At 55.8% G+C, this 21,338-nt stretch carries 20 protein-coding genes, 1 tRNA gene, 1 other RNA gene and 1 pseudogene; 8 read left to right on the forward strand and 15 right to left on the reverse strand.

Annotation, left to right across the window (positions count from 1 at the left end; genetic code table 11):
* Window positions 1–154 precede the first annotated feature (154 nt).
* From betA to betI, 3 genes are read right to left on the reverse strand one after another with little or no spacing between them, the layout of a single operon-like run.
* Window positions 155–1,831, reverse strand: a complete 1,677-nt coding sequence (gene betA, locus L1249_RS06980; RefSeq protein ID WP_228168590.1) for a choline dehydrogenase — start codon at window positions 1,829–1,831, stop codon at window positions 155–157.
* A gap of 55 nt (window positions 1,832–1,886) precedes the next feature.
* Window positions 1,887–3,356 (reverse strand): betaine-aldehyde dehydrogenase, encoded by a 1,470-nt coding sequence (betB, locus tag L1249_RS06985; protein ID WP_228168591.1) that lies wholly within the window; start codon window positions 3,354–3,356, stop codon window positions 1,887–1,889.
* A gap of 10 nt (window positions 3,357–3,366) precedes the next feature.
* Window positions 3,367–3,990, reverse strand: a complete 624-nt coding sequence (gene betI / locus L1249_RS06990; protein WP_228168592.1) for a transcriptional regulator BetI — start codon at window positions 3,988–3,990, stop codon at window positions 3,367–3,369.
* Window positions 3,991–4,186: 196 nt separating this feature from the next.
* On the opposite strand from betI, the gene L1249_RS06995 reads away from it, so the two are divergent.
* The 3 genes from L1249_RS06995 to ffs all read left to right on the forward strand — a co-directional run bounded on the left by L1249_RS06995 (window position 4,187) and on the right by ffs (window position 5,428).
* On the forward strand, window positions 4,187–5,119 hold the full coding sequence (locus tag L1249_RS06995; RefSeq protein WP_228168593.1) for a choline ABC transporter substrate-binding protein: 933 nt from the start codon (window positions 4,187–4,189) through the stop codon (window positions 5,117–5,119).
* Between the two features lie 91 nt (window positions 5,120–5,210).
* Window positions 5,211–5,287, forward strand: a tRNA-Met gene (locus tag L1249_RS07000).
* Between the two features lie 44 nt (window positions 5,288–5,331).
* An RNA gene (ffs, locus tag L1249_RS07005) (signal recognition particle sRNA small type) lies at window positions 5,332–5,428 on the forward strand.
* A 282-nt stretch (window positions 5,429–5,710) separates the two neighbouring features.
* On the opposite strand, the gene mntR is transcribed toward ffs, so the two are convergent.
* Window positions 5,711–6,187: a manganese-binding transcriptional regulator MntR gene (mntR, locus tag L1249_RS07010; protein WP_054641501.1), complete on the reverse strand. Its 477-nt coding sequence runs from the start codon at window positions 6,185–6,187 to the stop codon at window positions 5,711–5,713.
* Between the two features lie 153 nt (window positions 6,188–6,340).
* Here mntR and L1249_RS07015 point away from each other — a divergent pair, with 153 nt between their 5' ends.
* The 3 genes from L1249_RS07015 to L1249_RS07025 are packed head-to-tail and all read left to right on the forward strand — an operon-like array spanning window position 6,341 to window position 9,037.
* Window positions 6,341–7,261 carry a metal ABC transporter substrate-binding protein gene (locus L1249_RS07015; RefSeq protein ID WP_228168594.1) on the forward strand — a complete coding sequence of 307 codons (921 nt, stop codon included), beginning with the start codon at window positions 6,341–6,343 and terminating at the stop codon, window positions 7,259–7,261.
* Window positions 7,262–7,267: 6 nt separating this feature from the next.
* Window positions 7,268–8,092 carry a metal ABC transporter ATP-binding protein gene (locus tag L1249_RS07020; protein ID WP_044628018.1) on the forward strand — a complete coding sequence of 275 codons (825 nt, stop codon included), beginning with the start codon at window positions 7,268–7,270 and terminating at the stop codon, window positions 8,090–8,092.
* A gap of 9 nt (window positions 8,093–8,101) precedes the next feature.
* The gene (locus tag L1249_RS07025; protein ID WP_044628017.1) at window positions 8,102–9,037 is read left to right on the forward strand and encodes a metal ABC transporter permease; all 936 of its coding nucleotides are present in this window, start codon (window positions 8,102–8,104) and stop codon (window positions 9,035–9,037) included.
* Here the strand turns inward: L1249_RS07025 and L1249_RS07030 are convergent.
* From L1249_RS07030 to L1249_RS07055, 6 genes are all read right to left on the reverse strand, one after another.
* Complete coding sequence (locus L1249_RS07030) at window positions 9,030–9,437, reverse strand: CBS domain-containing protein (protein ID WP_044628016.1); 408 nt, start codon at window positions 9,435–9,437, stop codon at window positions 9,030–9,032. The two genes, L1249_RS07025 and L1249_RS07030, sit on opposite strands and share 8 nt — an antisense overlap.
* A gap of 15 nt (window positions 9,438–9,452) precedes the next feature.
* Complete coding sequence (locus tag L1249_RS07035; protein ID WP_044628015.1) at window positions 9,453–9,806, reverse strand: P-II family nitrogen regulator; 354 nt, start codon at window positions 9,804–9,806, stop codon at window positions 9,453–9,455.
* Window positions 9,796–10,611, reverse strand: a complete 816-nt coding sequence (gene umpB / locus L1249_RS07040; protein ID WP_137092877.1) for a Na,Li,K/H(+) antiporter subunit UmpB — start codon at window positions 10,609–10,611, stop codon at window positions 9,796–9,798. Before umpB ends, L1249_RS07035 begins: the two co-directional genes overlap by 11 nt.
* Window positions 10,608–11,375 carry a DUF1538 domain-containing protein gene (locus L1249_RS07045; RefSeq protein ID WP_058577756.1) on the reverse strand — a complete coding sequence of 256 codons (768 nt, stop codon included), beginning with the start codon at window positions 11,373–11,375 and terminating at the stop codon, window positions 10,608–10,610. Before L1249_RS07045 ends, umpB begins: the two co-directional genes overlap by 4 nt.
* A 224-nt stretch (window positions 11,376–11,599) precedes the next feature.
* Window positions 11,600–12,808 carry an MFS transporter gene (locus tag L1249_RS07050; protein WP_058577755.1) on the reverse strand — a complete coding sequence of 403 codons (1,209 nt, stop codon included), beginning with the start codon at window positions 12,806–12,808 and terminating at the stop codon, window positions 11,600–11,602.
* 62 nt (window positions 12,809–12,870) lie between these two features.
* Window positions 12,871–14,265 carry a GntP family permease gene (locus tag L1249_RS07055; RefSeq protein WP_235253465.1) on the reverse strand — a complete coding sequence of 465 codons (1,395 nt, stop codon included), beginning with the start codon at window positions 14,263–14,265 and terminating at the stop codon, window positions 12,871–12,873.
* A 207-nt stretch (window positions 14,266–14,472) separates the two neighbouring features.
* Between L1249_RS07055 and L1249_RS07060 the strand changes: the two genes are divergently transcribed.
* A complete protein-coding gene (locus L1249_RS07060) occupies window positions 14,473–15,816 on the forward strand; it encodes a Na+/H+ antiporter family protein (protein WP_089675697.1) in 1,344 nt (447 codons plus the stop codon).
* A gap of 89 nt (window positions 15,817–15,905) precedes the next feature.
* Here the strand turns inward: L1249_RS07060 and L1249_RS07065 are convergent, their stop codons facing one another.
* The 4 genes from L1249_RS07065 to L1249_RS07080 form a co-directional block, all read right to left on the reverse strand.
* Complete coding sequence (locus tag L1249_RS07065) at window positions 15,906–16,640, reverse strand: RNA methyltransferase (protein ID WP_044628011.1); 735 nt, start codon at window positions 16,638–16,640, stop codon at window positions 15,906–15,908.
* A gap of 145 nt (window positions 16,641–16,785) precedes the next feature.
* Window positions 16,786–18,429, reverse strand: a complete 1,644-nt coding sequence (gene groL, locus L1249_RS07070; protein WP_137092879.1) for a chaperonin GroEL — start codon at window positions 18,427–18,429, stop codon at window positions 16,786–16,788.
* A gap of 56 nt (window positions 18,430–18,485) precedes the next feature.
* Window positions 18,486–18,779, reverse strand: coding sequence for a co-chaperone GroES (locus L1249_RS07075; RefSeq protein WP_044628009.1), 294 nt, complete (start codon window positions 18,777–18,779; stop codon window positions 18,486–18,488).
* A 229-nt stretch (window positions 18,780–19,008) separates the two neighbouring features.
* Window positions 19,009–19,497, reverse strand: a complete 489-nt coding sequence (locus L1249_RS07080; RefSeq protein WP_044628008.1) for an FxsA family protein — start codon at window positions 19,495–19,497, stop codon at window positions 19,009–19,011.
* Window positions 19,498–19,695: 198 nt separating this feature from the next.
* On the opposite strand from L1249_RS07080, the gene L1249_RS07085 reads away from it, so the two are divergent.
* Window positions 19,696–20,457, forward strand: coding sequence for an SDR family oxidoreductase (locus L1249_RS07085; protein ID WP_137092881.1), 762 nt, complete (start codon window positions 19,696–19,698; stop codon window positions 20,455–20,457).
* Window positions 20,458–20,527: 70 nt separating this feature from the next.
* On the opposite strand, the pseudogene L1249_RS07090 reads toward L1249_RS07085, so the two are convergent.
* Window positions 20,528–21,208 (reverse strand): annotated as a pseudogene (locus L1249_RS07090) (hypothetical protein); the annotation flags it as partial.
* Window positions 21,209–21,338: the final 130 nt, after the last annotated feature.

Genomic DNA, 21,338 nt, shown 5'->3' on the forward strand with positions numbered 1-21,338 from the left:
TATTCGCAGAGTCATGATGCTTAGTGCAAGCCTTTCACCGTTATACGTTCGCTTTATATCTTCAATGTAGCGCAGTTAGGACATAAAAAAACGCCATGGCGCGGAACCATGGCGTTTTGACGCAGCGGGTCGATAAGCCCGCACTCGTCTCGGACTACGATGCCTGTTTGGCAGGCGCGCCGTTGGCGACGTAGTAATCTACGCTGGCACGCGGCAGGGGCTCGCGACCGCGAATACGGTCGGCGATTTTTTCGGCCAGCATGATGGTAGGAGCATTCAGGTTGCCGGTTGGAATGACCGGAAATAGTGATGCATCCACCACGCGCAGTCCCTCGAGCCCATGTACCCGGCCCTGGGCATCGGTCACCGCCATGTCACCTTCGCCCATGCGGCAGCTGCCGCAGGGGTGATAAGCAGTTTCGGCGTGCTGCTTGACGAAATTGTCGAGCTCTTCGTCGCTCTGCACGTCCGGGCCGGGGGAAATTTCCCGGCCTCGGTATCGGTCGAAGGCGGGCTGGGCGATGATCTCGCGAGTTAGGCGAATCGCGTCGCGGAACTCTTCCCAATCCTTCTCTTTGGCCATGTAATTGAACAGAATGCTCGGTGCCGCGTGGGGGTCTTTGGAGGTCAGACGAATACGGCCGCGGCTTTCTGAGCGCATGGAACCGACGTGTGCCTGGAAGCCATGCGCTTGAACGGCACTCTTGCCGTTATAGCTAATAGCGATAGGCAGGAAGTGGTACTGCAGGTTCGGCCACTCCTCGTCATCGCGGCTACGGATGAAGCCACAGGACTCGAACTGGTTGCTTGCGCCCACACCAGTGCCTTTGAACAGCCACTCTGCACCGATTTTTGGCTGGTTGTACCACTTCAGCGCCGGGTAGAGCGAAATGGGCTCCTTGCACTCGTACTGAATGTACATTTCCAGATGGTCTTGCAGGTTTTCGCCGACGCCGGGCAGTTCATGTACGACAGGAATACCCAGCTCTTTCAGCCACTCTGGATTACCCACGCCAGAGCGTTGGAGAATTTGCGGGGAGGCAATCGCACCACCGCACAGCAGCACTTCGCGACGCGCGCGAGCCTGCTTGGGCTGGCCTTTCTGCTCGTAGCGGACGCCGACGGCGCGCTTACCCTCGAATTCGATCACGTCGGTGACGGCGCGGGTTTCGATGGTCAGGTTGCTGCGCTGTTTGGCCGTGTCCAGGTAGCCACGAGCGGTGGAGGCGCGGCGACCTTTCGGCGTTACGAAGCGGTCCATCGGGCCGAAGCCCTCTTGTTGGTAGCCGTTGACGTCCTCGGTTTCTGGGTAACCGGCTTGCTTGCCCGCCTCTATAAAAGTGCGGTAAAGCGGGTTATTGTCCGCTTTGGGAGTGGTCACGCTGACGGGCCCGTCGCCACCGTGGTAGTCGTTCGGGCCGATATCGCGGGTTTCGCTCTTTTTGAAGTAGGGCAGGCAGCTTAAATAATCCCACTCCTCCAAACCGGGCTGTTTGGCCCAGTGGTCGTAATCAAGTGCGTTGCCGCGGATGTAGCACATACCGTTGATCAGCGAGGAGCCGCCTAGGCCTTTGCCACGCCCACACTCCATACGGCGATTGTTCATATGAGGTTCGGGGTCGGTTTCGAACGCCCAATTATAACGCTTGCCCTGTAGTGGGTAAGCCAACGCAGCGGGCATTTGGGTGCGAAAATCGAAACGGTAGTCAGGGCCACCGGCTTCCAACAGCAGCACGCTGACATCGCTGTCTTCGGTCAGGCGCGTGGCCAGCACGTTACCTGCTGAACCGGCGCCGATGATAATGTAATCAAACTCAGTTGCTTGAGACATAGCGGTTCTCTCATCCAGAAGGGGGAGTTCGGTGTACGAAAGCTGGGCTCAGCCTTTAAAACACCGACTCGAACGGCCCCATCTCGATCTGCACGGACTTGGTTTGCGTGTAGTGATTGAGCGTTTCCACTCCGTTTTCACGGCCAATACCGGACTCTTTGTAGCCACCCACCGGCATTTCAGACGGAGATTCACCCCACGTATTGACCCAGCAGATGCCTGCTTCCAACTGGTGAATCACGCGGTGCGCGCGGTTCAGGCTTTCGCTGAAGACGCCGGCGGCTAGGCCGTACTTGGTGTCGTTGGCGCGGCGGATGACTTCCTCTTCGTCGTCGAAGGCCAGTACTGACATTACCGGGCCAAAGATCTCCTCTTTGACGACACGCATCTCGTCGGTGCAGTCAGTGAATACCGTGGGGGCCGCCCAGGCGCCTTTGGCCCATTCGCCGCTGTTCCACGCGTCGCCACCGGCCAGCACGCGTGCGCCTTGCTCTTTGCCAAGCGCGATGTAGGAGAGCACTTTTTTCTGATGCTCGAAGCTGACAAGCGGACCGAAATTGACGCTCGGATCCATCGGGTCGCCTGCTTTGATGCGTGCCACGCGCTCTACTAGCTTGGCTTCGAACGCCTCTTTGACGCTGCGCTCAACGAACACGCGAGTGCCGTTAGTGCAGATTTGGCCGCTGGAGTAGAAGTTCGCCATCATGGCGGCATCGGCTGCGCGGTCGAGGTCGGCATCGGAGAAGACAATTAGCGGAGATTTGCCGCCGAGTTCCATTGTTACGTCTTTCAGCGTGGAACCACCGGCTGCGGCCATGACTTTTTTGCCTGTGCCCACTTCACCGGTAAACGAGACTTTGGCAATGCCTTCGTGCTCGGTCAGCATGGCGCCGACGCGACCATCGCCCTGTACCACGTTAAACACACCGTCGGGCAAGCCTGCTTCAGTGAAGATTTCGGCAAGCTTAAGCGCTGTTAGCGGTGTGACTTCACTGGGCTTGAACACGATGGCGTTACCCGCTGCCAGCGCCGGAGCGGCTTTCCAGCAGGCGATTTGAATCGGGTAGTTCCAGGCACCAATCGCACCAATGACACCCAGCGGCTCGCGGCGGGTGTAAACAAACGAGCTATCGCGCAGGGGAATTTGGCTGCCCTCAATCGCCGGGGCAAGGCCTGCGTAGTACTCCAGAGCATCGGCACCGGTCACAATATCGACGCTGGCGGTTTCGCTGATCGGCTTGCCGGTATTGCGGGTTTCCAGCTCGGCAAGCTCGTCGTTACGTTCGCGTAGCAGTGCCACGGCACGTAGCAGGATGCGTGAGCGTTCCATACCGGTCATGGCGGCCCATTCACGCTGGCCACGCTGTGCTGCCTGAACGGCGCTGTCGACATCGACTTGGCTTGCCTGACCAATCGTGGCCAGCAGGCTGCCATCATAAGGATTGGTAACGGTAAATGTTTCGCCGGAGGTGGCATCAACCGGGCGACCACCAATATAGAGGGGTTGTGCGCTTTGAGCGGTCATGTTGATCTCCTTATTTAAAATCGGCAGTGGATGCGTCTTGAGAGCATCCGTAATGAGTCAGTAACTGGTCGAGATAGGTGTGCGCAAGATGGCGCGCTTCTGCGGCATCCAGGCCTTCAGGCGTTAACGCACCGCGCAGCCATAAACCATCGATCATGGCGGCTAGGCCACGAGCGGCGTTGCGGGCATCCGCTTTGGGCATGACACGTTGAAATTGATGACATAGGTTGGCGTAAAGACGACGGTCGTTCACATACTGAAGCCGCTGAAGTACGGGCTTGTGCATGCTGCTGGCCCAGAAGGCTAACCACGTCTTAGCGGCGGGTCCGGTGACCTGGGTGCGATCAAAGTTGCCTTCAATAATGGCGCCAATGTGCGCACGCGGTGAATCGTCTTCTAACGCATGGCGCCGCGCGGCGACGGCATCGCTTAAGTCCGTCAAAATTTGTCGCATCGTGGCTTCGAGCAGGCCATCTTTACCGCCAAAGTAGTGGCTGATAATGCCTGCGGAAACCCCCGCGTGACGGGCGATGCGCATCACCGTCGCTTCGGCAAGGCCAACCTCATCAATGGCCGCCATGGTGGCCTTGATTAACTGCTGGCGGCGTATTGGTTCCATTCCCACCTTAGGCACAGCTATCTCCTAATGACGTTGAATGCCCATTGGCTCCTAACCTTGAAAAGCAGGAGTAGGCATGGTTACCTGAGTATGATGGCATTTTTTTATTGAACGTTCAATTAATAAAAGTATGCCTGATCGCTTCTCACCTCTGCATCAGTACGGTTTGCAGAGCGTGTGTCAATAAAACAGATCATGAGAGAAGAGCTTTATGAAACAAGTAACAACGCGTCGTTTGGGTACTTTATTTGTCACCGCTTTTTTACCCGTCTCGGCTTTTGCTAATGAATGCAGTAGCGTTCGTTTTGCTGAGGTGGGTTGGACTGATATTACGGCGACCACAGCGCTGGCCAGCGAAGTACTCGAAGCGCTTGGCTACGAGCCGCGTGTAGATACCGTCTCGGTTCCCATCGCTTATGCAGGTATGCGTAATAACGATTTTGATGTGTTTTTGGGTAACTGGATGCCGTCGATGGCCTCTATCAGTGACCCCTATATTGAGCGTGGAGAAGTGGAGCGCTTAGTCGCCAACCTTGAAGGCGCTAAATATACCTTGGCGGTGCCTCAGTATGTGTATGACGCTGGCGTGACTTCTGTTAACGATTTAGCCGAGCACGCAGAGCAGTTTGAGCAACGCATTCACGGCATTGAAGCAGGTAATGACGGTAACGAACTCATCCAGCAGATGATTGATGATGACGCCTATGGGCTAGGTGACTGGCAAGTAATCGACTCCAGCGAGGCGGGCATGCTGGCCGAGTTGAGCGCTCGGGTTCCCAATGAAAAGTGGATGGTTTTCCTGGGTTGGGAGCCGCACCCCATGAACACCAATTTCGAGATGGCGTACCTGTCTGATGCAGACGACTATTTTGGCCCGAATCTCGGAGGCGCGACGGTCTACACTAATACTCGCACTGGTTTCGTCGAGTCCTGCCCAAACGTCGGTGAGTTGCTGAGCAACATGACGTTCACGCTGGAGATGGAAAACCAGCTGATGAGCGCCATCATGGACGAGGGGGTCGAGCCTCGCGAAGCGGCGCGTGACTACCTGAGTGCACATCCCGATGTATTGGAGGCGTGGTTGGAAGGCGTGACGACGCGTGATGGCGGCGACGCGTTACCTGCCGTACAGTCGGCGTTGTAAGCGCGTGCGCTGAGCGTATGAAAAGGCAGGCCATTTCGGCTTGCCTTTTGCCGCTAATATAGGCATACTCTGCACCCGCTGATGTCGGAAAGGCTACGTAGCTCAGTTGGTTAGAGCACATCACTCATAATGATGGGGTCCCCTGTTCAAATCAGGGCGTAGCCACCAATCAGCGTCAGTATGCATTCAAACGCATGCGACTATGGTGGCCCCTTAGGTCCTCCCGCAACGCTAAACTGCGAACCCCGCCAGGCCCGGAAGGGAGCAACGGTAGTGGTGGCTGCGTGTGCCGGGATGTGGCTTTTGGGGTCGCCTCCATTTCTAGCCTTCCCTACGCGACGTCACATAGTCTAAATTAATTTCTATCAATGAGTCGGCTGTAAGGTTGGCTGCAATCATATCGTTGCACCTCAATGATTTATGAGATCTTCAATGCCCCTGACCGTGGGCATCCACTTTTCTGTTGACCGATGTCGAGGTCGGGAAAAAGTGGCTGGTGTTTTCTATTTAAGTTAAGTTGTAGCAGCCTTAGGGTTAATGGTGGGTTGAAAATGTGGGACCTTCGGCTGCCCCGTTAGGGAGAGAGGGCGGCTACTTAATCTGCTGTTCGGTGAAGCGCTGCATGATGGTGAGCGTCTTATCGCTGACGTGATGCTCCATCCCTTCGGCATCAATTCTTGCCGTACTGTCATCTACGCCGAGCGCCCGTAAAAAGTGCAATACAATGTCGTGGCGAGCCCGAGACGTTTCCGCCATTTTCTGACCCTCTTCGGTCAAAAAAAGCGAGCGATAGGGCTTGCTGGTCACTAATCCTAGTTCATTCAAGCGACGAATCATTTTCGATACGGTTGCTTGGCTTACTGCCATACGATTGGCGATATCGGCGGCGCGTGCCTCGCCGCGATGCCGAATTAAATCGCCAATTAGCTCGACATAATCTTCGATCAACTCGGTTTCGTGTGCATTGCGCACCGTTTCATACTGCTGTGCGTGCTGTTCCACAGGCGGTAGTGCATCACCACTGTGTCCAGAGGGGGAGGAGGTGCGCCGCTGTTGGTGATCACTCATTGGCAAAGGTTATCAAAGTTAGTGGAAACGTTAATTGGCGATGGTAGCGCATTTTTGAAGATAATTGTTAGCCAAGGCTAAACTGTTTGCACATTGCTTTTTTGTTGAGCTAAAGTTATCTGTAACACGAGCCTAGCACAGAAGAGAGATCCAGTGGCTAAACCATACTTGCTAGCAGCTTTGAGCGTGCCGTTCGCCTGGTGTGGCGTTTTGACCAGTGCTCAGGCCGATGAGTTGCAAAATCCGCCCATCGAGATTGCCGTGACGTTTTCAGTTCTTGGCGACTTGGTGAAGAAAGTGGCCGGCGATGATGCGAACGTCACGGTGCTGACACCGATCAACGCCGAAGTGCACGAGTGGGAGCTAACCCCAGATAATTTTGCTGCGCTCGAGGACGCCGACATCGTTTTTTATAACGGCTATCAGCTCGAGCAGTGGATGCGCCAAGTATCGGCGACGGTCAACGATGACATACCTATGATCGCCGTGGCAGAGGCGTCGGGTTACCCGACGCAAACGATCGTCACCGGTGAGATGGAAGGCGACGTGGACCCACACCTGTGGATGGACCCTCGGGCTGCCAGTGCCTATGTACAAGCCATTGCCAACACGTTGGAGGATAGCCTGCCCCATCAAGCCGATGCGATTCAGCAGCGTGCAGCGGCACTGGAAGCGCAACTGCACGACCTACATGTCGAGCTCCAAGAAACGCTCGAAGCCATTCCCGAAGAGCGCCGCGTGCTGCTATCCAGTGAAGCAGCCTTTCTCTACTTTGCCGACGCGTATCGGTTCGAGCACGACGGCGTTTGGGGGACCAATGCCGAAACAGAGGGCTCTCCGCGTCAGTTGATGCGGGTCATCGATCGAATCAACGAGCGTCAACCGGCGGCACTGTTTTGGGAAAGCACGATTTCTGACCGCCATGTGACCAGTATCGCACGTGATACGGGGCTTCCCGTTGCCGGGCCGCTGTATGTCGACTCGTTGAGTGAGCCTGACGGGGAGGCTGCCGATTACTTTGCCATGCAGCGTCATAACGTTGCCTTGCTGCGTCGCTACTTGGCTAGCGAGTAAATCACGATGTCCTCACTACCGTCTCAACCCGCCAGCGCCATCGATGTGAGCGGTGTCTATGCGGCTTACCAGCGTCAGCCCGTGCTAGAGGATATCCACCTCTCGCTGCCAAGCGGGCGTTGGACGGCCATCGTCGGGCCGAACGGCGCAGGCAAGTCGACGCTGTTTCACGTGCTGACCGGTAGTATGAAACCCTTACGCGGCCGCGTGACGGCATTTGGTCAAGCCATCGAGCATCATCGAAAAGCCGGGCGCATTGCCTACATGGCCCAGCGAGAGGCCATCGAGTGGGACTTCCCTATTTCGGTGTGGGAAACCGTGATGAGCGCCCGCTATGGCCACATGCGTCAAGATGCGTGGTGGCGGAGGCTGCTTCCTGCGCGTTGGCATTCGTCACGGCATCGTGATGCGGTGGAAAAGGCGTTAAACGACGTTGATATGCTGGCATATGCCGAGCGGCCGATCGGGGCCTTATCGGGCGGACAAAAAAAACGCGTGCTGCTAGCGCGTGCGTTAGCGCAAGAGGCGAGTATCCTGCTGCTCGATGAGCCGCTCGCGGGGGTCGACCCACCTAGCGAGCGACTCATTCTCGACGTGCTCAAACGCGAACGCGAAGCCGGGCGAACCATCGTGATGGTGACGCACGATATGCCGGGCGCGCGTCGCTACGTGGACCATGTGGTACTGATCAATCGATTCATTCGCGGCGAGGGCGCGCCCGACGAAATGCTGAGCGATAGCAAGTTGGCCGAACTTGCGGTGAGTTCTATTGCAAATTCTCCAGCGGATGTCGGGCGTGTCCGCCTTCCTGCATTTGCCAGCAAAGAATAGGCGACTTGAATGTTAGAAACGTTGGATGTTTGGAGTAGTGCGCTGGTGGCGGGGCTCATTGCGGCGCTGATGGTGCCCGTGAACCTAATGCCCGACAGCGTATCAGAGGCGTTTCAGTACGCCTTCATGCAGCGTGCGCTGCTCACGTCGATGATGGTGGGAGCCATCTGCGGCATGCTTTCGTGTTACGTCGTGCTCAAGCGTTGGTCGTTGCTGGGGGATGCGATCTCTCATGCGGTGCTGCCTGGGGTGGCGGTTGCCTACCTGCTGGGCCTGCCTTTTTTTATCGGTGCCTTCGTCACTGGAGCGCTGACGTCGCTCGGTATTGGGGCAATCGAGCGGCACACGCGCATCAAATCCGATGCCGCCATGGGGATCATGTTTACCGGGGCATTTGCGCTGGGCGTGGTCTTGATCAGTAAGATCGCCTCTAGCACTCACTTGATGCATATCCTGTTTGGCAACGTGCTCGGAGTGCAGCAGTCGGCACTATTGCTCACGTTGGCGGCCAGCCTTGTTGCGCTGTTGGTGGTATGGCTGGCTTATCGTCCGCTCATGCTTTACGCCTTCGATCCCACGCAGGCCCAAGCGCTTGGCTTCAATACGGGAGTGATACATTACGGTTTGATTCTACTGCTCACGCTCACCATCGTGGCCAGTTTGGAAACCGTCGGTATCATCCTCGTGGTGGCCATGCTGATTACGCCGGGCGCCACGGCCCACTTGCTGACCGACCGCTTCAAAACGATGCTGTTTATCTCCGTGGGGATTGGGGTGGGGTCTGCCGTGTTGGGGCTATGGCTCTCGTTTGCGTTTGACGTAGCGTCCGGTGGCACCATCGTCTTGGTAGCAACGGGGTGCTTCTTCACGGCGCTGCTGTTTTCGCCAAAGCACGGTGTGCTGATGCGGCTTTGGCGGCATCGAAGCTTGGGAGGCGCTAATTAGTTTCCCACCCGATGACGAGCCGTGGGTAGTCGATGATCCCAATGACGCTGTGTTTTGCATCGACGACCGGTGCTTGGGATAAACCAAACTGAGCAAACAGGCGAGCGCAATAGCGAATATTCATTTCCGGACGGACGCTAATGATCGGTTTGCTCATGATTTCGTAAAGGCTTACACGGTCTGCAGAGCGATTGACTGCGAGCACTTTTTTAGCAATATCAGAGGCTAACACAAGCCCCAGTTCATCTTTCTCATCGCGCCTATCAACGATGATAGCGGTGGCATCGTATTGCCTCATTAGTTCAATGCCGTCAGTAACGGTCATAAAACCATCGGTCGTCACATAGCGGGAGTGCATGACGTCCTGGGCAGTGCGCTCCGTCAGTGATGAGCTTGCCATTGTTAAAGCCTCTCTCTAGCCTAGCGGTTGATCGAATGCATCTTCGAGGGATTTCACTTGGTGTGCGACGCCTACCGCATCCTCGACGTCTAGCTGAAAGGCGATGCCTGTTCCCGACGTGTCGTCAAATGCACCCACTTCCGCGATCGCTTCGAGAATTGAACGGCTAATATGCTCCTCCACTAAAAAGAGCAGCACGTCACGTTGCGACGTAATGTCCATGCCAAAAATGCCTTTTGCTTTTTTTAAGCCTTCGCCACGCGCGTTATTGATGACAGTGGCGCCGGTGGCTCCAGCATCTCTAGCTGCCTGAAGTATCTGGTCGCTTAGCTCATCTTCTACAAGCGCGACAATGAGTTTAAAGCGCATGGGTATCTCCTTGATGAGACTTTGTCACTGACGTGCCTGAGAGCGGCTGTATTTTCGATGGCCTATTGCTTTGCCATCGAGCAATTTGGGCGTATCCCATCACCGTTATAATAGGGAATAGGCAGGCAAGCGCGATCATTCCAAAGCCATCCATTAACGCGCTACGACCGGGTATCGAGGAGGCTAATCCAAGACCTAGCGCGGCGATGATCGGCACGGTAATGGTCGATGTCGTGACGCCCCCGGCATCGAATGCAAGAGGGATAATCGACTTTGGGGATCGCAGGGTTTGGACAATCACTAGGCAGTAGGCTCCTAGCACGAACCACTGCAAAGGTAGGCCCATGACGATGCGCCATGCGCCCAGGGTGATTCCAAAGGCCATGCCGAGGGCAACGGCGAGCCGCAGGGTAAAAGGGTTGATCGTACCACCGGATATTTCGCCAGCTTTGATCGACACCGCGATCAGCGATGGCTCGGCAATCGTAGTGCTTGCGCCAATCGTAAACGCGAAAATATAGACCCAGTAGTAGTCGCTCCAATGCCGCTGAGCCCCCTCTGTCATGGCAGGTAGAAAATCGGGGTGCGTCAATTGGCTGGCCATCAACTCACCCATGGGAAACAGGGCTTGCTCTAGCCCTATCAAAAAGAAAGAAAGTCCTACCCATACCATGAAAAAACCAATAGCGACCTTTAGAAACCGTTTGACCGGCTTGCGGATCACCAAATATTGGAAGCCAAAAATAATCGCCACGATGGGAAGAATATCGCGTAGCGTCCCCCAAAAAATAGCCAGCATATTCATGATCTTCCCTCTGCAACGAGATCAAGGCCAACAATACCGAAAAGCAGTACGAAAATGATGGGCATAACGGAAGCAAATGCAATCAAACCAAAGCCGTCCAGCATAGGGTTGCGGCCTTTGATGGCCGTGGCCAAGCCAACACCGAGTGCCGTAACTAGAGGGACGGTAATGGTCGATGTCGTGACACCGCCCGAATCATAAGCAATGCCAACGAGCTCAGCAGGCGCTAACGGCGTCAAGAGTAGTACAAGAATATAACCACCAATGATCATCAAATGCAGCGGCCAGCCTTTAAAGATACGCAGTACGCCAACGACCACGGCGGTTCCTACGGAAAGCGCTACGATCATGCGGAGCGTGAACGCAAAGGACGTTTGGGCGAGACTGCTATTCTCGATCAGACCGCTTTCGGAGACGACAATCGCTGCACGAGCCGCCACGGCAATCAGTGCTGGCTCTGCGACGGTGGATCCAAACCCCAGTGCAAAAGCAAATAGAAGGAGCCAAACGACAGAACCTTTATGAACGAAAGCACGTGCAAGGTTCTCTCCTAAAGGAAACAGTCCCAGCTCTAGCCCCTTGATGAAGAGCGTTAGCCCGATCACTACAAACAGTAGCCCTAGTGCTAAATCGAAAAGCGCCAATGTATCGGGGAGAGGTTGTTGGATGACGAGCGTTTGAAAGAAGCTCATAACCAGCACAACGGGTAGCAAATCCCGAAGGCTGTTTTTGATCTGCAGGGCGAGAGAGTGGATAAAGTTCATTAGCGCCCTTTTTTAATGGCTGATACGTCTATGCTCATCAGTGTAATGGTTACGCATGTCGTTTCTTTTGATCTAGGACACGTTGCGAGTGTTCTCTAGTCAACAAAGTTGGCTACCTAACAGCAGCATCGAAGGGTCTAGTGCGTGCCAGCCCCACCATGCCAGCAATATCAAGCCACTCACTATCGGTAGAGCAATCAAACTCCACCATAGACTGGAACGCATCATGTCGTCACCTGTCCCGCAGAGGGGCGTGCCAGCGGCTTCTCACTGATGAACCAGTGGAGCGCGGCGGCGACCACGGACAGCACGATGGCAATCTGCCACACCGTATCGTAGTGGCCGGTGAGGTCGTACAAAAATCCACCCAGCCACACGCCCATGAACGAGCCCAGCTGATGAAAGAGAAACACGATACCACCCAACATCGAGAGATGGCGAACGCCAAACACCGATGCGACGATACCGTTGGTGAGCGGAACGGTGGAGAGCCATAACAGCCCCATGGCGATCCCGAAGAGATAAGCGCTGGTCGTCGTCAGGGGCAGGGCGATAAAAGCCGTGATGATCACGCCCCGGATGAGGTAAAGCCAGCTCAATAGGCGCGGTTTCGACCAGATACCTCCCATCCAGCCAGCGGTGTAGGTGCCCACGATATTGAACAGGCCCACCAGCGCGAGCACCGTGGTGCCGACTTGGACGGCCAAGCCGTTATCGAACAGGTAGCCCGGCAAGTGGACCGCAATGAATACCACTTGGAAGCCGCAGACGAAAAAGCCCAGGCAAAGTAGCCAAAATCCTTTTTGCCCCGCCGCTTCATTAAGCGCATCGCGCAGGCTTAAGTCGCCCAGAGCCTTGGGGCTGGGCCGGTCTTTGAGCATGGCGCCCAGCGGTATCATGAGTGCGGCAATCGCCCCCATGGCCAACAGCGCAGAGGACCAGCCTAGCCACTCGATCAATCCCAGCGTGCCGGGCAGCATGGCAAATTGACCAAACGAGCCCGCCGCACTGACGATCCCCATGGCCATGCTGCGCTTCTCAGCGGGAACGGCCCGGCCGACGGCGCCCAGAATCACCGAAAACGTCGTTCCCGATAGGCCGAAGCCAATCAGCAGACCCGCGCTGACAGTCATGCCGAGCGCGCTGCTCGAGAGGCTCATGAAGCAGAGCCCCAGTACGTAGAGGATGCCGCCCGCCACGATGATTTTGGCCGCGCCAAAACGGTCGGCCAGCGCCCCGGTAAACGGCTGGGACAGCCCCCAAATGAGGTTTTGGACGGCCAGTGCGAACGCAAAGATGCCGCGCCCCCAGCCGAAATCGCTGCTCATGGGCTCGAGAAACAGCCCGAACCCATGACGTAGCCCCATGGCCGTGGAAATAACCAAGCTGGCGAGCACGATCAACAGTAGCGTATGGTGTTTCTGAAGGGCCATGGCACGTCTCTTATGGTGGATTGATTAACGCGTTAATCAACTATCGCATGGCATTGGCGACTTTAGAAGCTTCCAAATAGGGTGCCGAGCGTAATCACACTCATCAGCGCGGCGATGGGGAGCACGATGGTGACCATGGCGACATTGCCATACGACTGGCGGTGGGTCAGCCCGCAGATGGCCAGAAGTGTGATGACAGCGCCGGAGTGGGGGAGCGTATCCATGCCGCCCGCGGCCAGCGTCGCCACGCGGTGCATGAGTTCTGGGTCGATGCCAGCCTGTTGCGCCATGGCCAGATACTCGCTACCCAAGGTTTGCAAGGCAATCGACAAGCCGCCCGATGAGGAGCCGGTAATCCCCGCCAGCACGCTCATGGCCATGGCTTCGGAGATGAGGGGGTTGCCGGGGGAGACATTGAGCACCGCATCGCGAAGGATGGCAAAGCCTGCCAAGCTGGCGATGACCGCGCCGTAACCCACTTCAGAGGCCGTGTTGAAAATAGGTAGCAGCGAACCAAAGCAGCCTTGATTGATGGTGGCTTTCAAGTCTTGCCAGTGGCGCCAGCGGGTGATGATCAGCCAAGCCGAGGCGCTCAGCAGGGCAGTCAGAATGGCCCAAAGCCCGGTCTGTCGGCTGGGTGTGACGTTATCGAACGCGTCGCTGATGAAGCTCAGGTCCATGGCCGGGAATACCCCGTAAGTAAAGAGGGCATTGAGGCCAATCACCATAACCAGTGGGATCAACGCGATGGCCAGCGGCATGCCGGGTGCTGTGTCGGTGTCGCTGTGGGTATCGGTTTCACGCTCCGTGTGAGTACCGTAACCCTCCCCTTGGGCAGCGGCTTTCTTGACTCGCGACTGAAGGTAGAACGTTCCTAGGCCTAGCATGATCGACCCAGCAATGATGCCAAGCCCCGGTGCCGCGAAGCTGTTGGTGCCAAAGTAAGGGATGGGAATCGCGTTTTGGATGGCTGGCGTGCCGGGCAACGCCGTCATGGTAAAGGTGAAGGAGCCTAGAGCGATGGAGGCGGGGATGAGGCGCTTGGGCACATTGGCCTGGCGGAACAGCTCACGGCTGATCGGGTAAATGGCAAAGGCCACGACGAACAGCGAGACGCCGCCATAGGTCAGAACGGCGCAGGCCATGACGACCGTCAGCACCACGTGATGCGTGCCCAGCCGCTTGACGATACCGTTGGAAATGGACTGCGCGGCGCCTGAATCTGCCATCAACTGACCGAAGAGCGCACCAAGCAAGAAGAGCGGGAAGAACTGCATAACATAGTTACCCAGGGCGCCCATGAAGGTGTCGGTGTAAATCGGCAGTAAAAAAGCGCCGTCGCCTGATAGTAAAACCGCTAACGCGGCCATTAACGGCGCAAGCAGGAGGACCGAGATACCTCGGTAGGCCAGCAGCATCAACAGCAACAATGAGACGATAATAGCGAGCATGCCCATACAGGCTCCAAAGTATTTGTTAATTTAGTCATCGGTGCGTGTAAACAAAGGCCGGAATACTAGGTATTATATTGCATCGCAGCAATAGTGTTGTGACTAAAGTCGTAACCAAAAGAGAGCGTCACTTTCGCCTGCTTAAGCGCGCCCCATCTGTTAAAATCCGCCACCTTTGGCGTTGATGACCTTCCAATAACCCTGGGTATTTCCATGAATGCAGTAATTCTCGCAGTGCTCGTCATGGTGGCACTGTCGCTTCTTCGTGTGTCCGTTGTATTTGCGCTGGTGGTCGGTGCGTTAGTAGGGGGGCTGGTCGGAGGCCTTTCCCTGGACGATACGCTCAGCGCGTTCAACGAGGGCGTCGGCGGAGGCGCGCAGGTGGCGCTGGCGTACGCAACCTTAGGCGCTTTTGCCGTGGCCATCTCTCGTTCTGGGTTGCCGGACATGCTGGCAAATCGATTGATCACCTTGCTAGGTAAAGAGGCGACCGCCGCCCACCAAGCGCGGGTGAAGATGTTGCTGTTGGTGGCCGTGTTACTGGTCGCCATCTCCTCACAAAATGCCATTCCGGTCCATATCGCGTTCATTCCCGTGCTGATTCCACCGCTGCTGGCGGTGATGAATCGCCTGCAACTCGACCGCCGTGCCGTGGCCTGCGCGCTGACCTTTGGTCTTACGGCACCCTATATGCTGCTGCCGGTAGGATTCGGGGCGATCTTCTTGAACGATATTTTGTTGGCAAACCTGAACAGTGCCGGAGAGCCACTAGGGCTGGAAATCTCGCGTGGCATGGTGCCCATGGCCATGGCGCTTCCGGTGGGTGGTATGGCCATGGGCCTGTTGGTCGCCCTACTGTTTAGCTATCGCGGCCAGCGTAGCTACGCGAGCAAGGACGTGGCCGCGCTCAATGGCCAGACGCACACGCCTGTCGAACCGCACCTCTTAGGGTTAGTCGTGTCAGGCGTGGCGATCGTGGCGGCGTTAGGCCTTCAGCTCTACACTGGCTCGATGATCGTTGGAGGCTTGGTGGGTATCGGCTTGCTGTCATTGGGTGGTATTTTCAAATGGCGCGAGGCTGATGATTTGTTCACCAGCGGTATGCGGATGATGGCTTTGATTGGCTTTATCATGATTTCGGCGGCAGGCTTTGCGGAAGTCATGAAAGCTACCGGCGATATCGACTCGCTGGTGGCGGGTGCCTTCGATCTGTTTGGCGATAATCGTGGCTTGGCCGCTTTGGTCATGCTGCTGGTCGGCCTGTTCATTACCCTGGGCATCGGCTCTTCGTTCTCAACCATTCCCATCATTGCGGCGATCTTCGTACCACTGGCCGTGCAGTTTGGTTTCTCACCCATGGCGACCGTAGTGCTGGTGGGCACCGCTGCCGCTTTGGGCGATGCGGGGTCGCCAGCCTCGGATTCCACTTTGGGGCCCACCTCAGGATTGAACGTGGACGGCCAGCATGACCATATGTGGGATAGCGTCGTGCCGACCTTCCTTCACTATAACCTTCCGCTGATTGCGTTTGGTTGGCTGGCGGCCATGACGCTTTAAGCACACTCAATACTTACCAAAAGGGCAGCGCTGAGGCTGCCCTTTTTTGATGGAAGTGCTTGATGAAAGCGCGTTGAGTGGATAAGACGTTACTGTTTAGGCAAGTGCGCTTCAAAGGCACTTAGCAGACCACGGAGTAGGGACAGCTCTTTGCGGCTAGGCTGTGCACGGGCAAACAGCGCTTGAAGCTGCTCTTCGGTACGGGCGTGGGGCTGGGTTAAAAAACCGCTTTGCTGCATCAAGCGGCCAAGATGTTCCTGGAAATAGCCAAACTGTTGGCGACTAGGCGGCGTCGCTTCCAGCGGGCGCTGATACTCATAGCCGCTGGCGTTGCGCTTGCGCCAGGCGCGGTGCACTTCGTAGGCTAGAATCTGAACCGCTTGCGATAGATTGAGAATGCCATACTCGGGATTGGCGGGAATGCTGACTTGGTGGCTGCAGCAGCGAATCTCATCGTTGGTCAACCCGGAGCGTTCGCGGCCAAATACCAGGGCCACCGGGGCTTGGTGGGCGTTGTCGATGACTTGCTGGGCCATCTCGTCAGGCTCGTCGAAATGGGGCAGTGGCATGCTGCGCAGCCGAGCGCTGGCACCGACCACTTGCACGCAGTCATTCACGGCCTCTTCGAGTGTCTTTACGCAGCGAGCGTTTTCTAATACGTCCGTTGCGCCGGCGGCTAGGCGAGTGGCTTCTTCATCGGGGAAGGTACGAGGATTGACCAGCACGAGCTCCGTCAACCCCATGGTTTTCATGGCGCGGGCTGTTGCGCCTATGTTGCCTGGGTGGAACGTTTGCACCAGCACGATACGAATATTGGAAAGCACGGGAAGTCGAACCTAAAAGCTGCCAAATAAAGTCGGTGATGGTAGCACGCTTTATGACGCCATGACGTCGGTACTAATGAAAGAACCCCGCCGAAGCGGGGTTCTTGATGACGTTCAACGTCAGAGCGTTAGGCTCATGGGTGCATCACATCATGCCGCCCATGCCACCCATTCCGCCCATGCCGCCCATATCCGGGGCAGCTTCTTTCTCTTCCGGGTCGTCGGCGATCATGCACTCGGTGGTGATCATCAGGCCAGCAACGGAACCAGCAGACTGCAATGCAGTGCGGGTTACTTTTGCCGGGTCGAGAACACCCATTTCGAACAGGTCGCCGTACTCGCTGGTTTGTGCGTTGTAACCGAAGTTGCCTTCACCATCTTTGACGCGATTGATGACCACAGCGGCTTCTTCGCCCGCGTTGGTGACGATCTGACGCAGCGGTGCCTGCATGGCACGCAGCGCCATGTTGATACCGTGGTTCTGATCTTCGTTGTCACCGGTCAGGCCCTGTACTTTGGCCATCACGCGAACCAGGGCAGTACCACCGCCAGGTACGACGCCTTCTTCTACGGCAGCGCGAGTCGAGTGCAGCGCATCTTCGACGCGGGCCTTCTTCTCTTTCATTTCGACTTCGGTCGCCGCACCGACGCGGATAACGGCAACGCCGCCTGCCAGTTTGGCAACGCGCTCTTGCAGCTTCTCTTTGTCGTAGTCAGAGGACGTTTCTTCGATTTGCGCGCGGATTTGGTTAACGCGCGCTTCGATGTCGTCCTCGGCACCTGCGCCATCGATGATGGTGGTGTTCTCTTTGGACATGGTCATGCGCTTGGCAGTACCCAGGTGATCCAGGTTTGCCTGCTCAAGGGTCAGACCTACTTCTTCGGAGATCACGGTGCCGTTCGTCAGGATAGCGATATCCTGCAGCATGGCTTTGCGACGGTCGCCGAAGCCAGGTGCTTTGGCAGCCGCGACTTTCACGATGCCACGCATGTTGTTCACGACCAGCGTTGCCAGCGCTTCGCCTTCGATATCTTCGGCGATGATGGCCAGCGGCTTGCCTTGCTTGGCAACGGCTTCCAGCACCGGCAGCAGTTCGCGGATGTTGGAGATTTTCTTGTCGACGAGCAGGATGTAAGGGTCTTCCAGCTCAACGGTCATGGTGTCTTGATTGGTGACGAAGTAGGGCGAGAGGTAGCCGCGATCGAACTGCATACCTTCAACCACTTCCAGCTCGTCTTCAAAGCCGCGACCTTCATCAACGGTGATGACGCCTTCTTTACCGACTTTTTCCATCGCTTCAGCGATGATTTCGCCAATGCGCTTGTCGCCGTTGGCAGAGATAGTACCTACCTGGGCAATGGATTTGGTGTCGGTGCAGGGTACAGACATTGCCTGGATCTCTTTCACCGCCGCAGCGACCGCTTGGTCGATGCCGCGCTTAAGATCCATCGGGTTCATACCGGCAGTAACGCCTTTCAGGCCTTCCGCGACAATCGCTTGAGCCAGAACGGTGGCGGTGGTGGTGCCGTCACCCGCAGCGTCAGAAGTTTTTGAAGCAACTTCTTTTACCATCTGGGCGCCCATGTTTTCGAACTTGTCTTTCAGTTCGATCTCTTTGGCAACCGATACACCATCTTTGGTCACAGTCGGTGCGCCAAACGACTTGTCCAGCACTACGTTGCGGCCTTTCGGGCCCAGCGTAACTTTTACGGCGTTTGCCAGAATGTCGACGCCGCGCGCCATGCGTTTACGAGCATCATCAGAAAACTTAACTTGCTTAGCTGCCATGTTCGTTACTTCCTAAATATTGAAATAGAAAAGTGAAAGTAAGTAGCCGATGCGGATTAGCCTTCAACGACGGCCAGGATATCGGCTTCGCTCATGATCAGAACTTCTTCGCCGTTGATTTTTTGCTTTTCAACGCCGTAGCCGTCTTTGAAAATCACCGTATCGCCAACTTTTACATCCAGCGGGCGCACGTCGCCGTTGTCGAGAATGCGGCCATTGCCAACAGCCAGGATTTCGCCACGCGTGGGTTTTTCCTGTGCATTACCCGGTAGCACGATGCCGCCAGCGGTTTTCTGCTCTTCTTCCACGCGACGGATCACAACGCGATCGTGCAAAGGACGGATATTCATGCTCACGTTCTCCTGAGGTTCGTCAAAGCCCAAAAAGGGCAGTTAGCTTAAAGTGATTTCCGTGGGCTAAGCCCTCGGAAAGTGAAGGCACGTTGCCTTCATGTTTATGGCGAAAGCGTAGCTTTCACCGAACCTGTGTGCTGACTCAAAAATGGGGGCTAGCCAACACCTTTCAAGGGGTGGATAAGAAAAAAATTACACAATAGCGGTTTGCAAAGGCGATAAGCACTTAGCGGCGACGAGGCGTATCGTCGCCGCTAATAAACTCTCCCTCAATTGGGCCGTTTTGCGTGTTGGAATAGTCGCGCTGAGTGTTCTGCTCCCAGCCTGAAGAGCCGCTCTGGTAAGTGTGTTGCTTGGCCGTTGCGGTTTTGAGCCCCGCCCAGGTCAGTGCTTTCATCAGCAACTGGCGCGCATTGGGTATGAGGCAGGCAATGCCCAGTGCATCCGATAGAAACCCCGGGGCGAGCAAAAGCGCCCCACCAAAGATTAGCGCAGCTCCAGTAAGCAGCTCTTGGGAAGGTATTTCACCCATCTGCATGCGCTGGCGTGCGCGGGCAAAAGTAGAAACGCCTTCCTTGCGAATGAGGTAAAGCCCGATAAAGCCTGTGCCTAGCACTAATAAAAGCGTGGTTAGCAGGCCTATTTGGCCGCCGATGGTAAAAAGCAGCACAAAGTCCAGTAGAGTGAACAGCGAAATAAAGAGAAGAATAGGCATGGACGACTCCAAAACAGGCGTAATCGTTGAATATGGTGACAGAAATATAAAAAACAAGCAGCAAGTGTGGTTTGGCAAGCCAAAGGCTGCTCGATATTTTAAACTGGCTCTTATATGCTGCGGTGCACAAATGTGGGTGAGAGAGTGCGTGTTGTTGGTACTCGCTAGCTGTCAGCACGCTTGCTTAAGGAGAAAGAGATGCAATTAGATAAAAAAGTGGTGGCGATTACCGGTGGTGCCCGTGGATTAGGGTTTGCCATTGCCAAGCGGTTAGGCAAGCGGGGTGCTCAGATTGCCCTCATTGATATGAGTGCAGAGGCTTTAGATGGCGCGGTCTCTGCGCTTGGTTCTGAGGGGGTATCTGCCCATGCATTTGTTGCTAATGTGGCAGACGAGCAATCGGTTCAGCATGTCTTCGCTGATATCGCCCAGCGCTTGGGGCCTGTCAGTGGCTGTGTGAATAATGCAGGTATTACTGACGATGGGATGTTGATTAAAGCGAAAGGTGGCGTTGTAGAAAAGCGCATGTCGCTCGCTTCATGGCAGCGTGTGCTGGACGTTAACCTAACAGGTGTATTCCTATGTGGGCGTGAAGCGGCGACGCACATGGTCGAGGCTGGGCACGAAGGCGTTATCGTCAATATTTCTAGTATTTCCCGTGCGGGTAATATGGGGCAAAGTAACTACGCAGCGGCAAAGGCGGGGGTACATGCGCTAACAGTGACGTGGGGGAAAGAGCTGGCGCGCTATGGAATTCGCACCGGCACTGTGGCGCCAGGGTTTATCGAGACTGAGATGACTGCCTCAATGCGCCCAGACATGCTGGAAAGAATTGCCGCCAGCGTTCCATTAAAGCATTTAGGTGGGCCTGACCATATTGCTCAAAGCGTGGCGTTTGTGTTTGATAACGACTACTTCACTGCGCGTATTATTGAATGCGACGGTGGTTTGCGGCTTTAACCAAAAAGCGATGAGCATCGGCCATATAGTGCGCTGATGCTCATCGGCTAGGGGCTTGTGTTAGGTAGCGCTAAAACTCAAAGTAGTCCCGCTGAATTGCCCGCTGAAAGTACATTTCTAGGCGTACGGTCATTGCCCAGCGCGGGTCGTAGCTATCTTCACGCTGGAAATGCAGTTCAGGAATCACATCTCCAAACAGAATCCCTTTATGAAGATCGCGACGGTAGCGCGTCTGTAGGTAGTAATTGGTCATGCGCGGGTTAGAAGCGCTTTCACCAATCGCAATGGCAGAGTAGCGCATGGCGCTGCGGTCATTTAGTCGCTGATTCAACTCAGCCACTTCGCTATATTCTAAGGTGTCTTCTTCTTCGCGCCATTGAACCGTGGTAATGAAGCGTAGATGGCGATTTTCCGATAGCGGTCGGCCCATGTCCCAAGTAGTACGCGCTGAGTAACCATCATTATTAAACCAGGATACTCGGTTGAAAGACTCTAACTGCCAGAGGCCGTCGCCAATATCCCAAAGCCGCTCACTGGTAAAGCGTACGTAAGGGTCCAGAGGCATGCGAAGGCGAATACCCGCACCAATTCGGTTGCTCCAGTTTTCGCGCTTATCACGACTTTCTAGCCAATCCAGGCCAAAGGTGGAGGTGCTGCGGTCACGCTGGTCGTTATAGAGGCGGCCGGAGCCTTGATCTGCCAACGTGCCTTGTGATTCTTCGGGGTCGCTTTCAATGACTAGCAGCCTGTCGGACTTTCCGTTGCACCGTGAGATACTGACCACCGTCATCGCCGAGCTGAGAAGATCGCCATGAGCCGCTTCATCCCTGTGGATCGCCAGACCGATTACCTGCTGCCGCCTTCGGTAGACGAGTGGTTGC

Source organism: Halomonas sp. Cn5-12 (assembly GCF_021532545.1).
GTDB lineage: Bacteria > Pseudomonadota > Gammaproteobacteria > Pseudomonadales > Halomonadaceae > Vreelandella > Vreelandella aquamarina.